Origin of the sequence: Anabaena azotica FACHB-119 (assembly GCF_014697625.1) — a bacterium.
Lineage (GTDB): Bacteria > Cyanobacteriota > Cyanobacteriia > Cyanobacteriales > Nostocaceae > Trichormus > Trichormus azoticus_A.
Genome location: NZ_JACJSG010000002.1, coordinates 199,068 through 223,836, shown reverse-complemented (window position 1 = coordinate 223,836; position 24,769 = coordinate 199,068). Strand labels below are relative to the sequence as shown.

Annotated in this window: 21 protein-coding genes; 12 read left to right on the top strand and 9 right to left on the bottom strand. The window is 41.3% G+C overall.

Annotation, left to right across the window (positions count from 1 at the left end; all coding sequences use genetic code 11):
- Positions 1-153 precede the first annotated feature (153 nt).
- Entirely contained in the window at positions 154-1,554 is a 1,401-nt protein-coding gene (locus H6G83_RS02325; protein ID WP_190466328.1) for a linear amide C-N hydrolase, read from the bottom strand.
- A 625-nt stretch (positions 1,555-2,179) separates the two neighbouring features.
- On the opposite strand from H6G83_RS02325, the gene H6G83_RS02320 reads away from it, so the two are divergent.
- Positions 2,180-2,461 carry a hypothetical protein gene (locus tag H6G83_RS02320; protein ID WP_190466326.1) on the top strand — a complete coding sequence of 94 codons (282 nt, stop codon included), beginning with the start codon at positions 2,180-2,182 and terminating at the stop codon, positions 2,459-2,461.
- A 188-nt stretch (positions 2,462-2,649) separates the two neighbouring features.
- Here the strand turns inward: H6G83_RS02320 and H6G83_RS02315 are convergent, their stop codons facing one another.
- From H6G83_RS02315 to H6G83_RS02305, 3 genes are read right to left on the bottom strand one after another with little or no spacing between them, the layout of a single operon-like run.
- A complete protein-coding gene (locus tag H6G83_RS02315; RefSeq protein WP_190466323.1) occupies positions 2,650-4,689 on the bottom strand; it encodes a hybrid sensor histidine kinase/response regulator in 2,040 nt (679 codons plus the stop codon).
- A 4-nt stretch (positions 4,690-4,693) separates the two neighbouring features.
- The gene (locus H6G83_RS02310) at positions 4,694-5,266 is read right to left on the bottom strand and encodes a chemotaxis protein CheB (protein WP_190466322.1); all 573 of its coding nucleotides are present in this window, start codon (positions 5,264-5,266) and stop codon (positions 4,694-4,696) included.
- A complete protein-coding gene (locus H6G83_RS02305; protein WP_190466320.1) occupies positions 5,266-6,096 on the bottom strand; it encodes a CheR family methyltransferase in 831 nt (276 codons plus the stop codon). Before H6G83_RS02305 ends, H6G83_RS02310 begins: the two co-directional genes overlap by 1 nt.
- Before the next feature lie 573 nt (positions 6,097-6,669).
- On the opposite strand from H6G83_RS02305, the gene H6G83_RS02300 reads away from it, so the two are divergent.
- The 3 genes from H6G83_RS02300 (at position 6,670) to H6G83_RS02290 (ending at position 8,834) form a co-directional block, all read left to right on the top strand.
- Positions 6,670-6,915, top strand: a complete 246-nt coding sequence (locus H6G83_RS02300; RefSeq protein WP_190466319.1) for a UPF0175 family protein — start codon at positions 6,670-6,672, stop codon at positions 6,913-6,915.
- Positions 6,916-7,016: 101 nt separating this feature from the next.
- Positions 7,017-7,700 (top strand): SDR family oxidoreductase, encoded by a 684-nt coding sequence (locus H6G83_RS02295; RefSeq protein WP_190466317.1) that lies wholly within the window; start codon positions 7,017-7,019, stop codon positions 7,698-7,700.
- A gap of 81 nt (positions 7,701-7,781) precedes the next feature.
- Entirely contained in the window at positions 7,782-8,834 is a 1,053-nt protein-coding gene (locus tag H6G83_RS02290; protein ID WP_190466315.1) for a WD40 repeat domain-containing protein, read from the top strand.
- A gap of 157 nt (positions 8,835-8,991) precedes the next feature.
- Here the strand turns inward: H6G83_RS02290 and H6G83_RS02285 are convergent, their stop codons facing one another.
- Together H6G83_RS02285 and H6G83_RS02280 are read right to left on the bottom strand one after the other, a co-directional pair.
- Positions 8,992-9,474, bottom strand: coding sequence for a TerB family tellurite resistance protein (locus H6G83_RS02285; RefSeq protein ID WP_190466312.1), 483 nt, complete (start codon positions 9,472-9,474; stop codon positions 8,992-8,994).
- 637 nt (positions 9,475-10,111) lie between these two features.
- Complete coding sequence (locus tag H6G83_RS02280) at positions 10,112-13,696, bottom strand: response regulator (protein WP_190466309.1); 3,585 nt, start codon at positions 13,694-13,696, stop codon at positions 10,112-10,114.
- A gap of 321 nt (positions 13,697-14,017) precedes the next feature.
- Between H6G83_RS02280 and H6G83_RS02275 the strand changes: the two genes are divergently transcribed.
- Together H6G83_RS02275 and H6G83_RS02270 are read left to right on the top strand one after the other, a co-directional pair.
- Positions 14,018-14,719, top strand: a complete 702-nt coding sequence (locus H6G83_RS02275; RefSeq protein ID WP_190466304.1) for a CAP domain-containing protein — start codon at positions 14,018-14,020, stop codon at positions 14,717-14,719.
- A gap of 381 nt (positions 14,720-15,100) precedes the next feature.
- Positions 15,101-15,544, top strand: coding sequence for a hypothetical protein (locus tag H6G83_RS02270; RefSeq protein WP_190466302.1), 444 nt, complete (start codon positions 15,101-15,103; stop codon positions 15,542-15,544).
- Positions 15,545-15,716: 172 nt separating this feature from the next.
- On the opposite strand, the gene H6G83_RS02265 is transcribed toward H6G83_RS02270, so the two are convergent.
- Both H6G83_RS02265 and H6G83_RS02260 read right to left on the bottom strand, forming a co-directional pair.
- On the bottom strand, positions 15,717-16,136 hold the full coding sequence (locus H6G83_RS02265; protein WP_190466299.1) for a ketosteroid isomerase family protein: 420 nt from the start codon (positions 16,134-16,136) through the stop codon (positions 15,717-15,719).
- Positions 16,137-16,462: 326 nt separating this feature from the next.
- Positions 16,463-16,981, bottom strand: a complete 519-nt coding sequence (locus H6G83_RS02260) for an orange carotenoid protein N-terminal domain-containing protein (protein ID WP_190466297.1) — start codon at positions 16,979-16,981, stop codon at positions 16,463-16,465.
- A 214-nt stretch (positions 16,982-17,195) separates the two neighbouring features.
- Between H6G83_RS02260 and queG the strand changes: the two genes are divergently transcribed.
- Positions 17,196-18,170, top strand: a complete 975-nt coding sequence (queG, locus tag H6G83_RS02255) for a tRNA epoxyqueuosine(34) reductase QueG (protein ID WP_190466489.1) — start codon at positions 17,196-17,198, stop codon at positions 18,168-18,170.
- Positions 18,145-18,786: an HAD-IA family hydrolase gene (locus tag H6G83_RS02250; protein ID WP_190466294.1), complete on the top strand. Its 642-nt coding sequence runs from the start codon at positions 18,145-18,147 to the stop codon at positions 18,784-18,786. Before queG ends, H6G83_RS02250 begins: the two co-directional genes overlap by 26 nt.
- Positions 18,787-19,297: 511 nt before the next feature.
- Here the strand turns inward: H6G83_RS02250 and H6G83_RS02245 are convergent.
- On the bottom strand, positions 19,298-19,672 hold the full coding sequence (locus tag H6G83_RS02245) for a hypothetical protein (protein WP_190466292.1): 375 nt from the start codon (positions 19,670-19,672) through the stop codon (positions 19,298-19,300).
- Between the two features lie 218 nt (positions 19,673-19,890).
- Here H6G83_RS02245 and H6G83_RS02240 point away from each other — a divergent pair, with 218 nt between their 5' ends.
- The 4 genes from H6G83_RS02240 (at position 19,891) to H6G83_RS02225 (ending at position 24,728) form a co-directional block, all read left to right on the top strand.
- A complete protein-coding gene (locus H6G83_RS02240; RefSeq protein ID WP_190466289.1) occupies positions 19,891-20,421 on the top strand; it encodes an orange carotenoid protein N-terminal domain-containing protein in 531 nt (176 codons plus the stop codon).
- A 476-nt stretch (positions 20,422-20,897) separates the two neighbouring features.
- Positions 20,898-21,929: a type I glyceraldehyde-3-phosphate dehydrogenase gene (gene gap, locus H6G83_RS02235; protein ID WP_190466286.1), complete on the top strand. Its 1,032-nt coding sequence runs from the start codon at positions 20,898-20,900 to the stop codon at positions 21,927-21,929.
- Between the two features lie 98 nt (positions 21,930-22,027).
- A complete protein-coding gene (pyk, locus tag H6G83_RS02230) occupies positions 22,028-23,458 on the top strand; it encodes a pyruvate kinase (protein ID WP_190466283.1) in 1,431 nt (476 codons plus the stop codon).
- A 271-nt stretch (positions 23,459-23,729) separates the two neighbouring features.
- Entirely contained in the window at positions 23,730-24,728 is a 999-nt protein-coding gene (locus H6G83_RS02225) for a transaldolase (RefSeq protein ID WP_190466281.1), read from the top strand.
- Positions 24,729-24,769: the final 41 nt, after the last annotated feature.

The following is a 24,769-nucleotide window of genomic DNA, read 5'->3' as shown; positions in this document are numbered from 1 at the left end:
GATAGTTCATGCTTGATGTTTAAAGCATATTATGGGTAAATGAAGTACAAGCGTAAAATCCAAAACCATGTAGAGACGTTATATGTAACGTCTCTACAGTATTTCACGAATAGCGAAACTGCTGTAACAGTATTAGTTTAATCCTTGTTTAGATTACAGTGGGTCAAAGTCAAACCAATCCTCTTCTGTCGGCTGAAAATATTCGTTAACCTTGCCTATCTTTTTATTATCTTTCTGCTCTTGCTGTAGATCAGTGCTTTCACCGCCTTTTACCTTTGGCGGCTCAAACACAACAAGCTTATGCGTTTTGTCGCGGATTGACTTAAATAGTTCAGGTAAGTCAACATATATTGGATATAGAGTCCTAGCGGTTTCCAAGAAATAGCGCTTGTTCTTTTGATCCGCAACTGTACGCCAGATTGTAGAGGAAAGGAAAGGGTTATCTAATGACTTAACATTTAGTGGCGTTGACATATTACGAATTAAGGAAAAAGCTCTAGCGATCGCTTCTTCATATGACCATTCTCCCTTAAAGAACTCCTGTGTCTCTTCCTCCAAAAATATTCTTGGTTCAGTTATTTTTTCTATATTATCGCTAAAAAATGAGGCACGGATATATCGAATATCAGCACCATTCATTGGTGGAGTCATCTCTTTTACTATGTCTCCGTTAAGATCCTTCCTCGTTAAAGCATCCCAATCAAAATTTTCTATTTTGTCTTTATTCCATTTGCGCTCTTCATCCTGACTCTGATCTGTGAGTTTTTCTAAAATTTCTAATTGCCGATTATACGGCGAGTTAGTCATCACTTTATAGTTTCTATGATGATAAATGTTTAACTGCGACTTTTCGTCAACTTTTACGTACTGTAAAATTGCCGAATCTCCGCTTGCATCAGAAATGCCCAAATGTACCACTATCTTTTTTGGCTCATTTTGATAACCACCATTCTTATCCTTAACAAGAAAGGGTATGTGATCCGTAACAATAGTAAATGTCTGCTTTTTCAAGTCTTCTACAGCTTCGGCGACGGTTGCGAATTTGTCTAATACGTACTGTCCCCAACCTGAAACCGCTAAATTTGGTTTTCCCTGTGGATCTTTATTGGGTTCGCCGTAATCAGCATCTGGTAAAAAATGCAAATTGATCACTAATCCCTTTTCGTTCATCCCGTCAGTCGTACCCTTGCCATAGTTACAGACAACGAGGCTAGCATACTTAGATTCCCATTTTAGGGGATTGTCGTGACTATTGTTGTTAGCACCTACCCGACTCTTACCAGAAGGTGATGCCCATAGACTTAAAGACATATTGGGATCAGACCAGTCCATGCTACGCACGGTAATGTATGAGTTCTCTTCAAAGGCATAAATTGCACGGGTACAACCGAGTAATAGTAGTGGTATCAATCCCAGTTGGAAATCATTCATCAAATTACTCAATGGTTGATGAATGTTAAAGGGCGCTTGTATGAAACCGCAAGCTAAGAGCGCCGCGATGCTCACAAGCAGAGAAGGTATGGCAAATGCTACAGTTCTCAAGCCAAATTTCATAGGTTTGCCTGTCTACTTTTGTGTTAATTATTGTGCAAGTACTTGTATAGCTAGCGACGCAAAATTTACTCCCGTATACAGGAGCGTTTGTTCTCAAAATCAGTCATATAGAAGGTTTGACGTACAAAGACGACAAAATAATGGTTTTTTAAAGGTCATTATTTTGTATTCTTGATTACGTAAAACTACTAACTATGATTTATCATAGACTGGTGAAGCTAGTCAAGCCGTTTAATAGTTATTAAGCTGTTAATAAATGTTTCGTTCTTATATAGCAGGGGATAGGTGATAGGGGACAGGTGACAGGTTCAAAACCTGCTTACTATAAAGATTTTGTGATTTTTCAATGTCCTAACCTATGTGGCTACTGCTATACCAATGTGAAAAAAAGCCACAAATACCAAGGTAGGGGCGCACATTTGTGCGTCCCTACAGATCATGGATGTGTTGCGCTGTCACCTGTCACCTGTCACCTGTGTTTGTTGCCAGCGCTAGCCAAAAAAGTGACCAATAAGTCAGATTTCCCTTGACTAGAAACACACAATCATTAACAGAGGTGATTCCAGCTTTTCTTTACTTGAGGCTGGTATCTCATCTTGTAGACTGCGTTTAATAATGGTTGTCAATGAATATAGGAATAATTGAACCTTATAGCAACGGATTTTTAGAAGTTTTACCAGAAGGTGAAAGCAGCGACTACTGGCAAATTGCTGCTATACACCTCAACGGTCAAGCCTATTGTCCTACTCCTCAGCTTTACCGTTCCGAAAAAGCAGCCTTGGCAAAAGCCGCAAAAATCTATGATTGGTTAGCCGAAAACGAGTTCGAGATTAACAATGGGGCGTTATACTGTTCGCCATTACAACTTATCCTCTGGCAGCAATCGAAAGTGGACAGTTATCAGTGAACAGTGAACAGTTATCAGTGGACAGTGAACACAACCTGACAACTGATAACTGATAGAGCAGGGGACAGGTGACAGGGGACAGGGGACAGGTTCAAAACCTGCTTACTATAAAGATTTTGTGATTCATCAATGTCCTAACCTATGTGGCTACTGCTATAACTGATAACTGATAACTGATAACTGATTTCTCAACTCACTTCCACTGGGGGAGATAGTTGCAAAACACTGGCTACCACCGAAATTAATTTGCTGGGGTCAACAGGTTTAGCTACATGATATTGAAATCCAGCTGCGAGAATTTGTTCGCGGTCTTCTTCCCGTGAAAATGCTGTAAGTGCGATCGCCGGAATTTTACCACCTTCTTCTAGCGGTAAAGCCCGCAGTTTGCGGATGAGGGTATAACCATCTTGTTCCGCCATGCCAATATCACTAATTAAGATATCTGGTTTTAACTGTCCGATGACGGCTAGTGCTGCTTCAACTGATGCAGTTGTTGAGGAAATTGCGCCATACTCTTCAAACAAGAATGCTAAAAAGTTGCGGCTATCAGCTTCATCATCGACAATGAGAACTTTTAAACCAGCTAGGGGTGAGGAATTGTCGCTCCCTACAGAATAATTGTCTGTTGGTACTAGTTGAGGTTCCCGGTTTTCTTGGATCAGGGGAAATCTCACCGTAAAAGTCGCCCCTTGCCCTACACCGGGGCTTTCTGCCAAAATTGTGCCTTTGTGTAGTTCTACTAAATGGCGGACGATCGCTAACCCTAGTCCTAGTCCGTTGTGCGATCGCGTTGTGGTACTATCAGCTTGGCGGAACCTCTCGAAGACTTTGGGGAGAAATTCCGCCTCAATACCCACCCCTGTATCAATCACTTGGATTTGCGCGTCGGTCAAATCACCAGATACTTCACTATATATTCCTTCCAACCGCACTTCTACTTCACCGTCTTTTGGGGTGAACTTAATCGCGTTTGTCAACAGATTCCAAACAATTTGTTGTAATCTGGCTGAATCACCATTGACATGGCTTAAGCTGTAGTCAAGCATGGTGTTAATTTTAATACTTTTTGCCTCCGCAAGGGGACGGACTGCCTCTAGGGCTGCTTCCACCACATTCTTTAAGTTAACGGGGCATAAATTCAGCCGCAACTGACCGCGAATAATTCTGGATACATCTAAAATATCTTCTATCAGTTGCACTTGGGAATTAGCATTGCGTTCAATTGCTTCTAACGCTTTGGCTGTAGCTTTTTCATCGAGTTTTTTGGCACGCAAAATTTTTGACCAGCCCAACATCGAAGTTAGGGGTGTGCGGAGTTCGTGGGAGAGAACAGCCAAAAACTCATCTTTCATGCGATTTGCCGCCTCTGCTTCTTGTCTGGCGGTTTGTTCGCGGATGACCTGGGCGCGGATTTCTTCCGATTGCTTACGGGTGGTGATGTCTTCTAGCGTACCGACATAACCGAGTAATTCCCCGTTACCGGAAAGCATGGGTGAGGAACGGACTTGCACCCAGCGCAGGCTACCATCAGCAGTTTGAAAGCGAAATTCTTCTGAATAGTCGCCACCTTGGTAGATATAAGTAGACCAACTGGCGATCGCACTTTCCCTATCCTCTGGATGAACAGAATCTAGCCAACTTTTTTCTATACTCTCCGTCGCATCCAAACCGCAAATTGCCTGATAGCGGGGATTGGTATAATTACACTTCCCTGTAGTATCGATTTCAAAAATACCCATAGGTGAACAGGTACTCAAGGAACGAAAACGTTCTTCACTTTGCCTGAGTTCACGGTTAATCGCTACTAATTGGGCTGCTTGGCGCTGGATGGCTTGAGTTTTCTTAAAAAGTTCAACAAATACTGTTACCTTAGAAGTGAGAATATTCGCATCTATGGGTTTGAGGAGATAATCAACTGCTCCCAAAGCATAACCCTTAAATAGCATTTGGTCGCTAGTACTAAAAGCTGTGAGAAAGATAATCGGAGTTTGACGCGATCGCCCACGATTACGAATTAGGGTGGCAGTTTCAAAACCATCCATCCCCGGCATTTGCACATCCAATAATATTACCGCAAAATCTTGATGCAGCAGACTCCGCAAAGCTTCTTCCCCAGAAGTCGCCCTCACCAAATTAGCGCCTAGCCGTTCTAAAATCGCCTCTAGTGCCAGTAAATTTTCCACTTTATCATCCACTAGGAGGATGTTTACTTTGGGTTCTGGCTGCATGAATTCATTTCCGTATAGAGTTACCAAGATTTACTAATAGAGGAGCAATTTCACAAAGTGATAAAATCCAGTCTACTGCAACAGCAGATATTGCTGCTGCGGGCATAATCGAACTAGCGGCTGTGCTAGGTTCCTGCACAATAGTCTTACCACCCCTGGCTTTAATTTTTTTTAGCCCTTGCATTCCGTCCTGATTAGCCCCTGTTAATATTACACCAATCACTTGTTCGCCATAAACATCGGCGGCAGACTCAAATAGTACATCAATAGAGGGTCTGGCATAGGAAACAGGTTCATCGGTAGAAAGGGCAAAAGAACCAGGTTCAACCAATAAATGATAATCTGCGGGGGCTAAGTAAACTGTTCCAGATAGCATCTCATCTTTATCTTCCACCTCTCGCACTTTTAAGGCAACAAATTCTTGAATCATTGCCCTCAGAGTATCGTCAGAGTCCTTGTGACGATGTTGCACAATTGCGATCGGCAATTGGAAATCACTAGGTAAATCACCTAGAACAGTTTGTAGTGCTGATAATCCTCCTAAAGAAGTTCCAATAACTACAATTTTAAACGACACTAATTTAGCCTCCGGTAGAGCTTTTCACCTTTGGCTATTTCTTCATAGTACTGCTCGTAAGAAGTAAATCTCAGAGATTCTTGCTTTCCTAAACCCAAAATTCCAAAGCTGCACAAACTGTTATGAAACAGTGTGTGTACCCGCTTTTGCAGTACCTGATTGAAGTATATTAAAACGTTCCGGCAGAATATCACATTAAACTCGTTAAAGGAACTATCTGTAGCTAGATTATGCTGGGCAAAGATGACATTTTCGCGCAATGAAGCGCGAAAGATTGCATGGTCATAAGCCGCAGTGTAATACTCGGAGAAAGACTGCTTGCCACCTGCCCTTAAATAAAGCTGAGTATATTCCTGCATCATTTTGAGCGGAAAAATCCCACTTTTGGCATTCTGTAATACTTTCTCATTTGTATCGGTGGCATAAATCCGGCAACGGTGGTAAAGATTTTCTTCCTGAAGGAGGATGGCCATTGAGTAAACTTCCTCTCCGGTAGAACAGCCAGCGTGCCAGATGCGAATAAACGGGTAAGTTCGCAGCAATGGCACAACTTGCTTCCTAAAAGCTAGGTAAAAACTGGGGTCACGAAACATCGATGTGACATTTACTGTTAAACTCAGCAAGAATCTTTCTAAGCAAGTGCGATCGTGGAGTAGTTTTTCTTGCAATGCGGAAATATTTTCCAAACCCTCCAAGCGCATAAAATTATGAATGCGGCGTTTGAGCGAAGACACAGCATAGTTGCGAAAGTCGTAACCATAGTATTGGTAAACTCCTTCTAACAACAACTTGATTTCTATCTCTTCTAAGTTGGGTTTGGATAGCATCATAAGCAATTGGAGGGGACAGGCGACAGGCGACAGGGGACAGGTTTCTCTACAAGTTTTATGACTTATCGATGTCCTCATCCATCTGGCAACTGCTACATAATTAAGAAAATATTATCGGCTGAGATATCTTTACTAATAATCTTATAGGACACAAATTTTCGGCTTGTGATATTAAAAGGAATTTCTTTACATAATTGTTTTGTTGAGAAAATAACTAAAACAGCAAAAACCCCCTGATATTTAGGGGGCTATACATCTAGGAGGGCGTTTGATAATTAACTCATCACCCCATAGGCAGAAAGTTATGCAGCTTAATAGAGCTTTACAATTAAGTTTCCTATGATCTTATTGTTGAGTTCGCTGGGGTGCGATCGCCAGACATGATATAACACTATCGCCAAGTATGGGTTCTATCTGCCATAAAATATCTGCTATGCGCTTCCTGTTTAATTTCTAAAATCAACGTAGGGTGGACATTGCCCACCAAAATTATCTGTTGAGTTCGCTGAGGTGCGATCGCTCAATGCGACATATCGGTTTTAAAATAAAAATGAAGCCTTGGAACTTCCCCTGATGAGCGTCATAATTCCCGATGACATCCTCCGTGCATCAAACATGAGTGAGGATGAACTGAAATTAGAAATTGCTTTATTACTTTACCAGCAAGGTAAAATTAGTGCTGGTAAAGTCCGAGCCTGGATAGGAATCACAGTGCTAGAGTTTCAACATGAACTGGCAAAACGTGGTTTATATACCAACTACAATGTTGAAGAGTTTCAAGCTGATTTGCAAACACTGCAATCAATGGGTTTGCTGTGATTATAGTTAGCGACACATCACCAATAATGAAGATGATTAAAGCGTTGATAGAATTGCCAGAAATACTGCCCTATCAATTGGGTCATTAGCAAAAGAAGAATATGACTAAACTCATCCTCATCACTGGTGTCAGTCGAGGTTTAGGTTACGCACTGACTGAAAAGTTTATTCAAGATGGACACAAGATTATTGGTTGCGTTCGTTCCCCAGATGGTGTAGAGAAATTACGTCATAAATTTGGTACTCTCCATAATTTCACGGCAGTGGATGTAGCAGATGAGGCGCAAGTAAAAGCTTGGGCAGAGGAGATACTGAAGCAGTATGAACCACCAGATATATTAATTAATAATGCAGCGATCGCAAATCATCCTGCGCCTTTATGGGAAGTTCCATCTGAGGAGTTTTCCCAGTTGATTGATATTAATATCAAAGGCGTTGTGCATACAATTCGCTACTTTGTCCCGGCAATGATCGAAAAGCGACGCGGTATTATTATTAACTTTAGTTCTGGTTGGGGACGTTCAACTTCACCCTTAGTTGCTCCCTATTGTGCCTCAAAATGGGCAATTGAAGGGTTAACTCGTGCTTTAGCCCAAGAATTACCTGCGGGGATGGCGGCTATTCCTTTAAATCCGGGAATTATTCATACACAGATGTTAGAGATTTGCTTTGGGGAAGAAGCAGCTAACTATACATCGCCATCGCAATGGGCATTAAAAGCAGTCTCTTTCATTCTCAAGTTGAAACCCACAGATAACGGTGTACCACTGACAGTCCCTAGTTAATGCAAGCAGGAAATTTGCGGAACAGCAGATGACAGCCTTGAGTCAAATAAGACAAAGCTTTTGTTTGACTGATTCATAATTATGCGAAAATATAGATGGTGGACAGCCTTAAGCGCGATCGCCTTAACAACATCCACTATAGTTAGTGCTGTACATACATATCCTGTTATAGCCAATCCTCAAACCACCACCAAGCAAGCTAAATCTCCAATCACTCTATCTGGACATACAGCCCCAATTCGCACCATAGCCTTGAGTGCAGATGGACAGACTTTAGCTAGTGGGGATGACGATAAAACAATTAAGGTGTGGAATCTCAAAAGCGGTGAGTTACGCTATACTCTCACCCGACATACAGAACGAATCTCATCTGTAGCAATTAGTCCCGATGGTAAAACCCTGATCACTGCTAGTCATGATAGGGTCATTAAGGTTTGGGATATAGCAAGCGGGAAATTATTAGCTAATATAACAGGACATAAAGCCGCCATTACTGCGATCGCCATTAGTCCAGATGGGAAAACCTTTGCTAGTGCAAGTATGGATCAGACTGTCAGGTTGTGGAATACCAATAACAGGCGACTACGCCGCAGTTTGCAAGCAGACGCATTTTCCTTAGTCATCAGTCCCGATGGCAAAACTCTATTTAGCGGTAGCAACGACGGCACAATTAAGTTATGGAATCTCAGCAATGGTAAAGTGTTGAGAACTTTAACCCCACCCTTACCCAAATCTCCAGTATTTCCTTCGCAACGCGCTTCTAGGGTGCTTTCCCTCGCCATCAGTCCCAATGGGCAAACTTTGGTAAATGGTGGTTACAATGATATCCACCAGTCAATTCAGCAAACTGATGGCAGTAATCTAAAAATCTGGGATTTGCAGACGAGGAAAATCATTCATAACTTTTCTGTAGGTGTTGGGAGTGTAGATACTGTAGTCATTTCACCTGATGGTAAAACCTTTGCTAGTGGTGGGTTAGGTCGGAAAATTTCCATCTTTGACTTACAGACAGGTAAGTTAATACGCACCCTCGAAGGTCACGCTGGCGGAATTTACGCCTTAGCTTTTAGTCGTGACGGCAAAACCCTTATTAGTGGTAGTGGGGATAAATCGATTAAAGTTTGGCAGTTTTGATACTAATGCAAAATTCAAAATTATGGATATCTTTATTGAGGGCTGGTAATAGGTAATCGGTAATCGGTAATGGTTCAGAACAATTACCTATTACCGACCAAAAAACCCATATTATAAGTAATTAGCCGAAATTGATGGAATTATTTACAACAGATGATTAATAGGGGCTTTTCTCTGGATATAGCAATTTAACACGCTTTTGACGTAATGCTAATTCTTCTTGATGTAGCTGCTCTAACTGCTCTACTATCTCCTCTTTTACCCCTATAATAGAAGCCATTTTCCGAATTTTTTCCTTTTCCTGTTCATGAATTTCTCCATCAGCAGCACAAGCCCTAATTGCGGTGAGAAGTAAATCTCTTTGTGCTATGGATACTTGAGGAGAACGAGCAATGACATCTTCTAAATTTTCATCTGCTTCGTATGCTTTTAACTCTTCAATTACCCAGTCTGCTACTCCCCAGGATGCACAAAAGCCAATAGCCCAATTCTTTTCTGCGCTTGAGAGAGTTCCATCTCCTTTAGCGCAACATAAAACTGATTTCATATAAATGCAACAATCTTCATCTGTAGGTATCTGGCTAAAGCCGAAGAACCAGTTAAATATCCAAGCTTGACCAAGCTTTTTAATGTCAGACATGAGTTTTCCTTCTATTTAACGTGAGTTCGATGAACCTCTCCCTCCCAACCTCCCTCTCCTCGTAGGAGAGGGAGGAGAAAGGAAAAACCTCACCCCCGACCCCTCTCCTCGTAGGAGCGAAAAGTCTGAGCGCCGGCTTCCGGCGATCAGAACTTTTCAAGAGAGAGGGGTTGGGGGCTTTCAAGGGCAGGTTTTTTACACTTCGACCCAAAAACACTGATTTTAGGGTGTAGGGGTATAAGGGTGTAGGGGTGTAGGGGTAGATGAAAGTCTGATAATTTACTGAATCTTATAGTCCTCACTGATTACTTTATGAAAAACCTGCCCTTAAGAGGGGGTTGGGGGAGAGGTCAAAACAACGCTGGTCGAACTCACGTTATTTACTACCAGCGTGGAATTCTGCTGGCATATTCTCAGTAATAGAGTAAAAATTCAAGGAAAGTTAAGACAGTTAGGAAAAAATTTTCAAACAGTGAATAAAGTTAAGAAAAAATATCTTAATCTGAAAAGATTTGTTGCAAAACGCTGGATATTTAACATTTGTTAATTATGCAAACGCATATTATCTGCTTTACTACGCTAATTTTTGATAATTATCCACAATTAAGCTTGATTTTAACCTACAATTAATAATTGACTAACGATATAACCAAACTCTCAGCAGAGATAAGAGTTGTTCTGTGTCTACAGGTTTGGTGATGTAATCGGAAGCGCCGGCTTGGATGCACTTTTCGCGATCGCCTGGCATAGCTTTGGCGGTTAAGGCGATAATAGGTAGGGTACGGAATTGTGGTATTTGGCGGATGCGGCTGGTTGTTTCGTAGCCATCCATGTCTGGCATCATTATATCCATTAATACGGCATTAACATCGGGATGAGTTTGCAACATATCTATGCCGTCTCTACCATTTTCAGCAAATATTACCTGCATTTGATAACCTTCTAACAAACTGGTGATGGCAAAGATATTTCGCAAGTCATCATCAATAATTAAGATTTTGCGATTTGCTAATACTGGGTCGGTTTGGTGCAGTTGTTCGAGAATTTGCTGTTGTGGTTGGGGTAAATTTGCCTGGACTCGATGTAAGAAAAGGGCAGTTTCATCTAGTAAACGTTCTGGCGATCGCACATTTTTAATAATAATACTCTCAGCTAATCCTCGCAGTTGGGTTTCTTCTTGGCGACTAATTTCTTTACCTGTGTAAACAATAATTGGCAGTTTTGCTAGGTTGGGTTCTTGTTTGATTTCTTCCAACAGTTCTAAACCGCTCATATCAGGTAAACCCAAATCCAACACGATACAATCAAAGTGTTGTGAGCGGATCATTTCTAATGCTGCACCTCCTGTATTCACTGCCATACTTTGCACATCACCATTGCCAATAAGGTCGATAATACTTTGAGCTTGTACAGGGTCATCTTCTATTATCAAAAGCCGTTTAACCTTGCGGTCGATAAAAGTTTTGATTTGGGTTAATGTGTGATTTAATATTTCTGGCGAAACTGGTTTTTGTAAAAAAGTAATTGCACCTAACTGTAAAGCTCGTTGTTCACGGTCATCTACAGAAAGGATGTGAACAGGAATGTGTCTAGTTTGGGGGTCATGCTTGAGGCGGTCTAACAAAGCTAACCCATCCATATCTGGCAAATAAATATCTAGAGTAATGGCATTTGGCTGATACTGTCTTGCTAAGGCTAAACCTTGTTTACTGCTGAAAGCAACGATACCTTTAAAGCCTTGTTGCCTTGCCATATCGAGTAAAATACGGGCAAACTTATCATCATCATCAATGATTAATAAGACGCGATCGCCATTTTGAATTATCTGGCGATCGTCGGCAATATTACTACTATAGGTAATAGATTGTAAATCTTCTGTAGGCGCTGGTGGTAAAATTTCTGGGACAATTGATAGTGGCTGCTGTGGTGGTATTGCCTTAGTTCCTGGGTAAATTTGCGGTAAATACAGTGTAAAAGTGCTTCCCTGTCCAGGTTGACTGACCACTCCCAGATTACCACCTAGCATATGCGCTAGTTCGCGGCTAATTGATAAACCTAAGCCTGTTCCGCCGTACTTGCGACTGGTTGTACCATCTACTTGCTGAAAGGCTTCAAAAATAATCTGTTGCTTCTCAATAGGAATACCAATACCTGTATCACTAATAGCAAAAGTAATCATCAGATTCTTGCTATTAATTTGTTCTACACCAATTTGTAAAGTGACCCCTCCCTGCTCGGTAAACTTGAAAGCATTAGCTAACAAATTCTTGAGAATTTGTTGTAAGCGTTTAGGGTCACTTGATATCGTTGCTGGTAATTTGTCGTCAAGTTTAATAGTGAAACTTAACCCTTTAGTTTGGGCAACTTGCCGAAATGTCCTTTCTAAATAATGATATAAATCCTGAAAGTCTATTTCTTCTACTTCTACCGATAAAGTCCCCGACTCAATTTTTGCTAAATCTAAAATATCATTAATTAATTCTAACAAATCTGTCCCCGCAGAGTAAATTGTTTGGCTATATTCTACCTGCTTACCAGTTAAGTTACCTGCGGAATTATCTGCTAAGAGTTTTGCTAAAATCAACAAACTATTAAGCGGTGTACGTAACTCATGAGACATATTTGCTAAAAACTCTGATTTATATTGGGAAGATAAGCTCAATTGCTCTGCCTTCTCTTCTATAGATTTTCTAGCTTTTTCAATCTCTTGATTCTTGCGAGCAACTTCTCTATTTTGTAATTCCAACAACTCGGCTTTTTCTTCCAATTCCTCATTAAGTTGCTGTAATTCCTCGTTAGATTGTTGCAACTCTTGCTGCTGCTGTGTGAGAAGTTGTTGTGAATCTTCTAATTCCTGTGTTTGCTGTTCTAAAAGTTGATTACTTTGTTTGAGTTCTGCTGCTAAAGTTACCGATTCATCTAAAAGCTTTTGTGTCTGTGCGCTAGCATCAATACTATTTAAGAATACACCAATGATGGCGCTGAATTGCTCAAGAAATGTCAAATTTAACTCAGTAAAACGGTGAAAAGAAGCAATTTCAATTAACGCAATCACTTCGGTTTCAAACATGATAGGCAAAACAATAATATTTATTGGTAAAGCTTCACCTAATCCCGAATTAATGCGGATATAATCACTGGGAACTTCAGTTAATAGTATTCTTTGTTTTTCTAAAGCACATTGTCCAACTAATCCCTCACCTAAATGCACCCGGTTAGCTAAATGTCGGCGTTCATTAAAGGCGTAACTACCTATTAACTTAAATACAGGCTCATCTTTAGTTTTATCAATTACATAAAAGACGCTTTGCTGTGAATCTACCAGTGGTGTAAGCTTTGACAAAATTAGATTAGTTACGCTTTCTAAACTACGCTGTCCTTGTAATAACTGCGTCAATTCTGCTATATTAGACTTCAGCCAAGTTTGTTCCTCGTTCTTCTTAGTTGTAATTCTGAGGTTAGCCAACATTTGATTAAAAGTGCGTGCTAACACACCGATTTCATCTTGGCGATCGCTCTCTGGTAAAGTAACAGATAAATCCCCATTAGACATCTTTTGGGCCGCATCAGAAATTTGCCGCAAGGGAGAGGAAATGTGTTTAGTCAATAAATACCCAATCAAAACAAGAATACAAGCTATTAATGGAATACTATAAGATATAATAAATAGAGTGTTATCGGCGGCTGTTCTTGCTAAAACTGTACGCTTTTCTAATAATCTTAATTCCTCGGCATTCATCTGCTGGCTAGTGTTCTTGATTTTCACCATCAAGCCTCTACCTTTATCTGAGAGCATCGCCTTTTGAGCAGCATCAAAACCTTGACTTCGCCGCAAATAAATCACAGACTGCATCACATTTATTCTTTCATTAATCAGTGGCTCTAATTTGGCAATATATGCTTGTTGTTTAGGGTTATCTGATGTGATGTTTTGTAGTTGTTTAACTTTTTCTTCTAGTGATTTTGTAGCTACCTGATAAGGTTCTAAATATCGCTGTTCTCCAGTAATAATGTAACCCCGTTGCCCCGTTTCTGCGGTGAATAATAAACTATTAATTTCTGCGATTTGGCTGAGGACTTGGTAAGTATGTCGTTCCCAACGAGAAGCTGTAATTAGTTCTTGAATACTTCTATGTGCAATAAAACCTATGGTACTCAAAATGGCGATACTGATAGTAAAGCTGGCTCCAATTTTAGAGCTAATTTTCAGACGGTTTAACATTATGACGTGACTGTCTTCTAGCTAAGTTTACTTTTATCAACTAATGTCCAGATTTATTAATCTTACAATTGCTAATAGTAACTAAGATATTCAGAAAAATTATTTTCAATTATTGATTATTCATGACAAATTAATACATTTTTGGCATCAAAATCTAAAAAATTTAATTTAAGTATAAATAAGGTTTACATTTTCAGTTGCAAATGCTACAAACGAAAGCGAAATCCAGGTGTTTTTATGCAGAATAGGCGTAAAAACCTAGATAAATTTGTTTTTCATCATGTTCAACTTAATACTAATGTACAAATTTTGAGGTAATTAATGCTTCACAATCAATATGGTATATTTATTTTTACAAGTTTAGTAATTCTTTTTGCTCACCCACTGCTTACAGACAATTCCTCATTAGCACAATCAACTTCATCAATAGTTCAAACAAGTAATTCAACTTTGTTAGCAGCAAATTATCTCTTACCATTAGAACAACAGGTGATCGAGGAGATGAACAAAGTACGAGCAAATCCTAGATCATACGTCCCTATCATAGAAAATTATCGAAAACGTTTCCAAGGTAATCGGGTGAGAGTTTCCACTAACACCTATCTCATCACCCAAGAAGGAGTCAAAGCAGTAGACGAAGCTACTGCCTTTCTCAAGTCAGCCCGTCCTGTGGGAACATTAAAAATATCTAAGGGAATGTCTTTAGGCGCAAGAGATCATGTTAAAGACCAAGGCCCAAAGGGTGTAATTGGTCATAATGGTAGCGATGGTAGCACTCCCTTCACACGCATTAATCGCTATGGTAAATGGCAAACCACGGCTGCGGAAAATATCAGTTATGGCCCAAATACGGCTCAAGATATTGTTATGCAGTTGATTATTGATGATGGCGTACCCTCACGCGGTCATCGCACCAATATTTTTAACCCTGCTTTTAAAGTCGCCGGCGTTGCGTATGGAAATCACAAAACTTATCGAACAATGTGTGTAATTACCTACGCTGGAGGATATTTGGAGAAATAAGGCGGGTCTTTCTCAACGTCGAACTCACATTAACTGTCACCTGTCATCTATCACCTGTCACCTGTGTTTCTTGAAAGCCTCCTACAGGCGCGATGAACGCTCCCGTAAAACATGAAAGAAACACAACTATTCCCTTTTTTCTTTCTGTCACCTATCACCTGTCACCTGTCACCTGTGTTTCTTGAAAGTTAACCTGAAACTTCCATAACTTGTATTGTTGCAAAATATTAAGTATTTTAATAACTTTTGCAAACATTATTTGATTTATAGGTAAAAGTTATTAGAAACTTAAATTATGAGCCAGTCCACGTACTATTTTTAAGTGGAGCGGTGGGAAATACTCTCAAGTTAAAACCCTAGTCGTAAATCTACCGAATACCAATGGAAGCTTCCTTTTGTTTATCACCACGCTATCGCCTTGATGATGAATTACCTTGGTTAGAAGGAATAGATCCGAGTCGGCACTACTGGATTAAGGTGAACGGAGATAAAAACCTCACCGTCGCTTTACCAGGGCTAATGGTTTCGAGCATGAGTGAACTTAAGCAAGCTATCCGTCAGTTTCGCTTTTTGCAACCAGGGGAAAAAATGACCTTGGACAGAATTGCTAGCAGTTGCACGCTTCACTGTGTTGGCATTAACTGCTACGCGATAGAAAGTACAGTTAACAATGCCCCTGTTTGGCATTTATTTGATCAAGAGAGTTTAGACAGCTTATTAATGACAGCACACCCAGACTGGCAATGTGCGCCATCAGACATTGAACTGGGAAGAAAAATGTTGCTGCGTTCTCTACAAACAGCAAATATAGCAGGGGACAGGTGACAGGGGACAGGTGATAGGCTGAAAAGCCGCTTGCCATAAAGATTTTATGATTCATCCTTGTGCTAACCTATGTGGCTACTGCCATATCATTCAATAGGGCGCTGAGTGATAAGTCCATAAAAAGAGCAAAGGGGAAAGGTTTTCTTTTCCCCTATTTGTCCAGTCCTTAACCTTACTCACGACGCAAAGTCATTAACTCTTGGGGAGAGGCTAAGAGTTTGATTTGAGAGTAAGTGATCTGCCTTTGTTGGTTAAGAGTAAATAGCCATAAAACATTAACGCCACACCAAGAAGTTTGAGCTTTACCGGAAACTTGCACTTGAATTTGCCCATCTTCTAAAGTCTCTTCCAACCCTTGACGAGGAACGGCTTTGATACCTTGTGCTTCTTGTTGTAGGTAGGTAGCGATCGCATCTGGTCCCACAATAGCAGATTCAAAGGGCGGATACATCGCACCATCAGCAGCAAACAACGCCGCCGTCGCTGTAAATTCTCCTGCGTTGAGAGTAGCAAAATATTGCAAAATTGTCGCTTCTGTGATTCCGGTAATAACTTCTGTCTGGATATGAGTTAATGATTCAGCAGTTTTCATAAAATAACCCGTAACAAAGTTAAGTTCGTAGTCAGGACTTTAGTCCTAACGCCCCTCAACACCAAAATCCTGACTACAAACCTCAATTAAAAGCTAAAACTAGATATAAAAAAGCTGCCATAGGGCTATATTACCTATAACAGATACTCATACTCAAGTAAGAATTAGCTCCCAGACCATAGCCTGGGAACTAAAATTAGTATGACATTGAGGTTGGAAATGTAGGATTTGCCAGATATATTATGGCAAGGAGTCATCATCAAACTCCCATAGTAAACAGCTTTTCCAACTGTTTCCTGTCCCCTGTTACCTGTTCCCTACTATAGTTAATCAGCCAAAGGATCAACACCCATATCAGCAGCAACCTTGCGGAAAACAGTGATTTGTTGACCGAAATCTAATCCCTTGATTGTTTCTAATACTTGAGCGCCATCACGGGAAATTTTATAATTGGCGGGTACAGGTACAACGAAACCTTTAACCATTAATTCTGATAGTTCGTACCAGAATGCTAATTTTGTATTAGTGCTGAGAATACCGTAGGAGCGAGAAAACTGGGTATTTTTCTTAGCAGCGAGGTCACGCATGACTTCTAATTGTTCTGCATGAGACATCTGCTTGATTTGAATTAATAGACCTTCGGCTAATTGTAAACGCGCCGCACCTGTAGCGGCTGGGGTAACAGAACGACCCATTTCAGTATAGGCATACCATAATACTGCCAACTGGTCATCTATGCTGAGGCTTTGGAATATAGCAATTGTAGAAGCAACAACATCACCAGCTTGGATGTTGTTGAAAGCTTGAGAAAAACGGGTGGAAGCGGAGTCAGAAGTGAATGTCATGATTGCACCACAGTCGATTGGTTATAGTTCACTGCGAATCAGTGGGAGGCTTGCATCACTCTGGGTTGCTTGTCCTCTTGCGTACCATATTGCGTTATTTTTTTACAAAACGCAAATAAAATTTACAAATGGAGTGAGTAGAAAATATTTAACTTTAGGCTTGATTAACTTATGTATAATCAAAGTGCCGCTAGTTTGGCAATTGCTCATACAAATGAACCACTGTTCCGTAGTTAACAGCAGTGTGGTAAAAGAAAAAGCCATAGAGCTTGGTTTTCATCAAGTTGGCATTGCTGCTGTCAGTCCAGGGAAGAACACAGAAGCCGAAAGACTGCAAGCATGGATAAAGCTGGGTTATCACGCTGATATGCAGTGGATGGATAACCCGAAGCGCTATGATATCAGCTTAATCATGCCAGAAGCGCGATCGCTTGTATCTGTGGCGCTCAATTACTACACCCCACAGCAACGTCCCCCAGGTGAAGAATACGCCAAAATTTCCCGCTATGGCTGGGGGAGAGACTATCATAAGGTGATGCACAAAAAACTCAAAGCGTTTACCAGTTGGTTACAATCACTAGATACAGGCGTACAAGCGCGTCACTATGCAGATACTGGCCCAGTACAAGATAAAGTCTGGGCGCAACGAGCCGGGATTGGCTGGATAGCGAAAAATGGTAATGTAATTACGAGAGAGTATGGCTCTTGGGTATTCTTGGGTGAAGTAGTGACAAATCTGCAACTAGAAAGCGATCGCCCACATACAGAACATTGTGGTAACTGTACTCGCTGTATAGATGCTTGTCCTACAGGTGCGATTACTCAACCGTTTGTAGTTGATGCCAACCAGTGCATTGCGTATCATACCATAGAGAATCGGGCAGCAGAATTACCGCAGGCGATCGCATCCCGGATGCAGGGCTGGGTAGCCGGTTGTGATATTTGCCAAGATGTATGTCCTTGGAATCAGCGTTTTGCTCAAACAACAGATGTGGTAGATTTTCAACCATACCCAGAAAATATTGCGCCTCAGCTGATAGAATTAGCGCAAATCTCAGATGAGGAGTGGGAAAAAAGATTTCCGGCATCAGCATTGAGGCGAATTAAGCCAGAAATGTTAAGACGGAATGCCCGTGCTAATCTAGACGCATCCCAGGGAAATAATGACCCAGAAAGTAATCATTTTTGATTTTGATGGTACGATTGCTGATACTGTAGATGCTCTTGTCGGTATTGCCAATCGCTTGGCGGCAGAGTTTGGTTATGCACAAATTACACCAGAACAATTAACTCTACTCAGAAGTTTTTCATCAAGAGAAATTATTAAATACTCAGGAGTCTCGCTGATAAAAATACCTTTCTTAGTCAAAAAAGTTAAATCAGAATTAAAAAATAAAATTCCTGAGTTAAAACCAATTCCAGGCATTAAAGAAGCACTAATACAGCTACAACAGCATGATTATAAGCTAGGAATCATTACCTCAAACTCTAGAGATAACGTTACCGCCTTTTTAGCAATTAATGAACTAGACAGTTTATTTGACTTTATCTATTCAGGAGTGACAATTTTTGGCAAAACCACTATAATTAATAACGTCATGAGGCAGAAACAATTCAAGCCTCATGCAGTAATTTATGTCGGCGACGAAACTAGAGATATTGAAGCCTCCAAGAAAGCCAATATCAAAGTAATTGCCGTAACTTGGGGCTTCAACTCCTCCGAAATCTTAGCCAAACAAAATCCCGATTTTTTAATTAACCACCCAACCGAACTATTAGAAGTAATCAAAAATTTTAATTCATAGTCAATAGTTGTACTCAATAGTTGTAGGGTGTGTTAGGCGCATATTACCAGATGATTTGTCACGAGAAAGATAATCTAAGCGCCTAACGCACCTAGTTATGTGACGGTGCGTTCCTGTAGTGGCATGACCGGACTAATTTTGTGCATTAGCCAACAATCTATCATCTTGTTCATCTGCGTTTATCTGCGTGCATCTGCGTTCGATTTTCCCCCATCTAATGCCACATTTTAGTCCGGTCACGCTACTACTAGCGTGGCAAGCTTAAAATGTTGCATTAATTAACCACAGAGGCACAGAGACACAGAGGTTAGAGAGGAAACTTATTGCACTATTTTAGCCTTGCCACGCTACTACTGGACTGTCTAGGCTAAAATGTTGCATTATTCCTTTCTTGTAGGATGGGCATCTTGCCCGTCCGGTGCGGGCAAGATGCCCACACCACAAGATTTATTTTTATTGCACAAGTTTAGTCTAGACACGCCACTACTACATATCTACTAATGACTAATAACTATTTTTTAGGTTGACCTTTTTCTAAAGCTTGTTTAACTAAATCATCGCTAACTGCAGTCACGGCTTCATTTCTAGAAGCACCAACTTCTTTAGCTAATTCTACATAGTCATCAGGATCACCTGTTGCTGGCGCTTCGGTTCTTGTTTCTTCAGGTTGGGAAAGTTCAAATTGAGACGCAGTAGCCGCTTCAGCCGCAGCCGCACCTTCACCTGTGCGGTCAATTTCACTAACACTAAATTGCTGTGCATTCGCATAATCAGCATCAAAATCAACCTTTGGTGCTTTTTCTTCACCACTGGCTATATTTTCAGCAGCTAATTGTGCATCATGGGTAGGAGCTTGATTAGGATTTGGTTTGATTTCTTCAGTCATAGCTAACACCTTAAAGTAATTTTTTAATTGCTGCGGCGATTGTAACAAGGTGACTAGCTATTGTTCAGTACCCCTGAGAAAGATTCTGACCTCTATTAAAAGATAGATATAAATACCTAACATTAATTTTATTTATTCTTTCTCACGAACGTAGCTAACAACAACTGAAATCTGATAACCCTTATTCTAACATCTTTAAGTTTAATCGAGGGGAAAATATGACTGCTAGTTACGATAAAAATATTGCTCAAGCTCAAACCAATGCAACTCAAAGTGTAGTAGATGCCTTTAATAAATTAGATACTGATGCTAAATTGGCTTGGTTCTATTTTGTTTATGAAGAAATGGGTGAATCTATTACTCCAGCAGCACCCGCCGCCGCAGAACCAGAATTAGCACCACTTTTATTAGGTAACTTTTTCCAGTTATCACATGATGAACAATTGAATATTATGCGGGACATTGTAAACCGTGTAGATACAGAATATTCTCGTGCTTATGGTGCTTTAAAAGAAAATAATCAGTTATTAGTTTGGTATGTTTGGGCTGTAGCTATGGGAAATCAAATAGTAGGAATGCCCGATGATTATGAAGGCAGCCAAGCAGTTAACGATCTGTTAGCACAAATTCAAGAATTAGAGTTTGAACAGCAAATGTCTGTGTTCCGTACCATTGCTGGAGAAATGGGTTACAGTGAAGTTCAGCCAATAGAAACACAGGCAGAAACAGGTAAAACACCAAGTCTTTAATTGGTAAAAATTAGTAGGGTGGGCATTGCCCACCACAAATATCACATGATGAGCATTGCTAATTAAGTAGGGTGTTATGGCTTTAGCTTTAACACTGCTATATAATAGTAAAAATCTACAGGTTTTCTTTGTCAAAGATTAACTTTTTTTAACGCAGAGGTTAGCGCAGAAGTTTTTGAAATTTGATTCACTGTGTAAATACAATTAATTTAATTATAATTAAGCGCATTTTATAGAGAGTTGATCTGTGAAACCTACACTACTTGTGAGAAAATAGACAATAAAAACTAATTTGAAGTATATTTACTAATTCCTGATAGCCAATCTCCAATCCGAAACCTTAAAAGATGCCAAGTAATTGGGCTTTAAGCGTCTAGGGCTGTCACGATCAGCTCAGTCAGACTAAATTCACCTAGCTATTTGCATTATGTAGCTAGGGTAGAAGTCTAGATTGACGAAATCATAGGAGGTTAATTTTGGAGAAGGTAAAAGTTGGTATCAATGGGTTTGGTCGTATCGGGCGGCTGGTGTTACGTGCCGGCATTAATAACCCCAATATTGAGTTTGTGGGTATTAACGACCTTGTACCGCCCGATAACTTGGCTTATTTATTAAAATACGACTCTACCCACGGTAAGTTAAATAATCAGGTGGAAGCCAAAGATGATGGTATTGTCATTGATGGGCGTTTTATTCCTTGTGTATCAGTCAGGAACCCAGCAGAATTGCCTTGGGGCAAATTAGGCGCTGATTATGTCGTAGAATCGACTGGGTTGTTTACAGATTATGAAGGCGCATCTAAACACCTACAAGCAGGAGCAAAGCGCGTCATAATTTCCGCCCCTACTAAAGATCCAGAAAGAGTGCGGACATTGTTGGTTGGGGTAAATCACCATTTATTTGACCCTAGTAAGGATTTAATTGTCTCCAATGCTAGTTGTACCACCAACTGTTTAGCACCGATCGCTAAAGTAATCAATGACAACTTTGGTTTAACCGAAGGCTTGATGACGACAGTTCACGCCATGACGGCTACCCAACCCACAGTAGACGGCCCCAGCAAGAAAGACTGGCGCGGTGGTAGGGGTGCAGCCCAAAATATTATCCCTTCTTCCACAGGTGCAGCCAAAGCTGTGGCGCTGGTGCTACCAGAGTTAAAAGGTAAGCTAACTGGTATGGCTTTTCGCGTCCCTACCCCAGACGTTTCCGTGGTAGATTTGACCTTCAAGACGAACAAAGCCACCAGCTACAAAGAAATCTGTGCAGCCATGAAGCAAGCTGCCCAAGGTTCACTATCTGGTATTTTAGGTTACACCGACGAAGAAGTAGTATCCACAGATTTTCAGGGTGATAGTCACTCCAGCATTTTCGATGCAGGTGCAGGAATTGAACTTAACTCCAACTTCTTCAAAGTAGTCGCTTGGTATGACAACGAGTGGGGTTATTCCAATCGTGTAGTTGACCTAATGTTGTCAATGGTACAGAAAGAACAACTGGCTGCTGTTTAAGTGTCAGTTATCAGTTATCAGTTAACAGTTATCAGTGAACATAACCTGATAACTGTTCACTGTTCACTGTTTCCCCAGTCCCCGTATCCCAAATACCTATGCGTCGAACTAAAATCATCTGTACTGTAGGCCCGGCTACATCTGCACCAGAACGGTTGGAAGCGTTGGCAAAAGCTGGGATGAATGTAGCACGGCTGAATTTTTCTCACGGGGCTTATGACTTTCACGCCCAAACTGCCCAGTATTTACGGCAAATTAGCGCTGACAGACAAAAGCCGATCGCTATTATGCAGGACTTGTGCGGGCCGAAAATCCGCTTGGGAACTTTACCGCCGGAAGGTTTGATGGTAGAGGCTGGTAAGGAAGTGACATTTGTCTTGCAGGAAAAGGGTAGTAGTCTGGATGAATTGCCTTTACCATTGCCGACTTTGTTTGCAATGGTACGCCCTGGGGAACCGATTTTAATTAATGATGGTCGTGTCAAGTTGATTGTCACCGATCGCGATGCCGATCGCATTCGGGCTGTGGCGAAAATCGGTGGTGTGATTTCTACTCGCAAAGGGGTGAATTTACCCGCCACTCGTTTACCTGTCAGTTCCATCACTGAAAAAGACTTGCAGGACTTGCGTTTCGGGATTGAGTTGGATGTCGATTGGGTGGCGGTGTCGTTTGTGCGATCGCCTCATGACCTGGAACCAGCCCAACGTATGATTGAAGCGGCTGGTAAAACCATACGGGTGATTGCCAAAATTGAACGTCCAGAGGCAGTTGAGCAAATTGATTCTATCATTGCCGTTGCCGACGCGATTATGATTGCCCGTGGTGATTTAGGGGTAGAAATGCCTATCCACCAAGTCCCCCTGATTCAAAAGGACATCATTCGCCGTTGCAACCAAGCCGGTAAGCCAGTAATTACCGCCACCCAGATGCTAGAGTCGATGATTAGCGCCCCCGACCCCACCCGCGCGGAAGCTACCGACGTGGCTAACTCTATCCTCGATGGTACAGATGCGGTGATGCTATCTGGGGAAACGGCTGTAGGCGAGTATCCCGTCGCCGCCGTCCAGATTATGCACGATATCGCTGTGACTACAGAAAAGTCTTTGCAAGAAGGTAGTAAGCATTGCTGGACACATGAAGCTGGCGGTTTGAGTGTCACCGAATCTGTAGCTGAAGCTGTCTGTCGTATCGCTTATGAAACGGGGGCGAAGGCGATTCTTTGCAACACCACATCAGGAAGCACAGCCAGAATGGTTTCTAAATATCGTCCCAGTACACCAATTTTTGCCTTCACTCCTGATGAAACCGCCTACCGTCAGCTAGCCCTTTCTTGGGGTGTGGAACCTTTACTTATTCCCCCAGTCCATAATGCGGAAGAGATGATGATCAATGTTGTCAACAACGCTGTCAGAACAGGTTTACTGCATGAACATGACAAGGTAGTGATTACTTCTGGCGTGCCAATTGGTAAATCAGGCACAACTAGTTTAATCAAAGTGCATTCTATCGGACAACCCATCGCCGCCTAATCTCTCTAGAATAAGTCTGAGACTTTTGGTACTTAACCGAACTGAGCAATGGTTAAGAATAATTGCCGAAATCAGAATTTTCAGGAAAGAAAACGGGTGTGAAGAGGGTATGGGGGTATAAGGGTGTAGGGGTATGGGGGTGTAGGGGTGATTAAGGGGAACTGATAGAGATGAGTATTTTTCTTTTGAGATTAATCCTTTGTTTACACCCCTACCTCCCACCCCTCCCCATATGCGTAAGTCTTAACAAATTCAACTCATGGAGCATTTTATGACTAAAAATTTACTAGAACAATTGCGAGAAATGACTGTTGTAGTTGCTGATACAGGTGATATTCAAGCAATTGAAAAGTTTAAACCCCGTGACGCAACCACCAATCCCTCACTGATTACGGCAGCTGCTAAAATGCCTGAATATCAGGAAATTGTGGATCAAACCTTATTGCAAGCGAAAAAAGACGCGGGCGTAGGTGCTAGCAAAGGTCAAATTGTTTCCCTGGCTTTTGACCGTTTGGCGGTATCCTTTGGTTTGAAGATTTTACAAATTATTCCTGGTCGCGTTTCTACAGAAGTGGATGCGCGGTTATCTTACGATACTGAAGCTACTATTACCAAAGCACGGGAATTGATTGCACAATATAAAGCGGCTGGTATCGGCCCTGAACGTGTTTTGATTAAAATTGCTTCTACTTGGGAAGGTATCAAGGCTGCGGAAGTTCTGGAGAAAGAAGGTATTCATTGTAACTTGACATTGCTGTTTGGTTTGCATCAGGCGATCGCTTGTGCTGAAGCTGGTATCACCCTAATTTCTCCCTTCGTCGGTCGCATTCTGGACTGGTACAAGAAAGAAACTGGACGCGATAGCTACCCCTCCGCCGAAGACCCTGGTGTATTATCCGTTACCAAAATCTACAACTACTACAAGAAGTTTGGTTACAAAACCGAAGTTATGGGAGCTAGTTTCCGTAACATTGGGGAAATAACTGAATTAGCTGGTAGCGATTTGTTGACAATTTCTCCAGGCTTGTTAGGTGAGTTGCAAGCAACCATCGGTGAACTACCCCGCAAACTTGACCCCGCCAAGGCTGCTACATCCGACATGGAAAAGATTTCCATCGACAAAGCCACCTTTGACAAAATGCACGCTAGCGATCGCATGGCTAATGACAAATTAGACGAAGGTATCAAAGGCTTTACCAAAGCGTTGGAAGAGTTAGAAACACTTTTAGCAGAAAGACTAGCTCGTTTGGAAGTCGTAGCCAGTCATTAACATATTTTAGGGGACAGGGGACAGGGGACAGGTGATAGGTT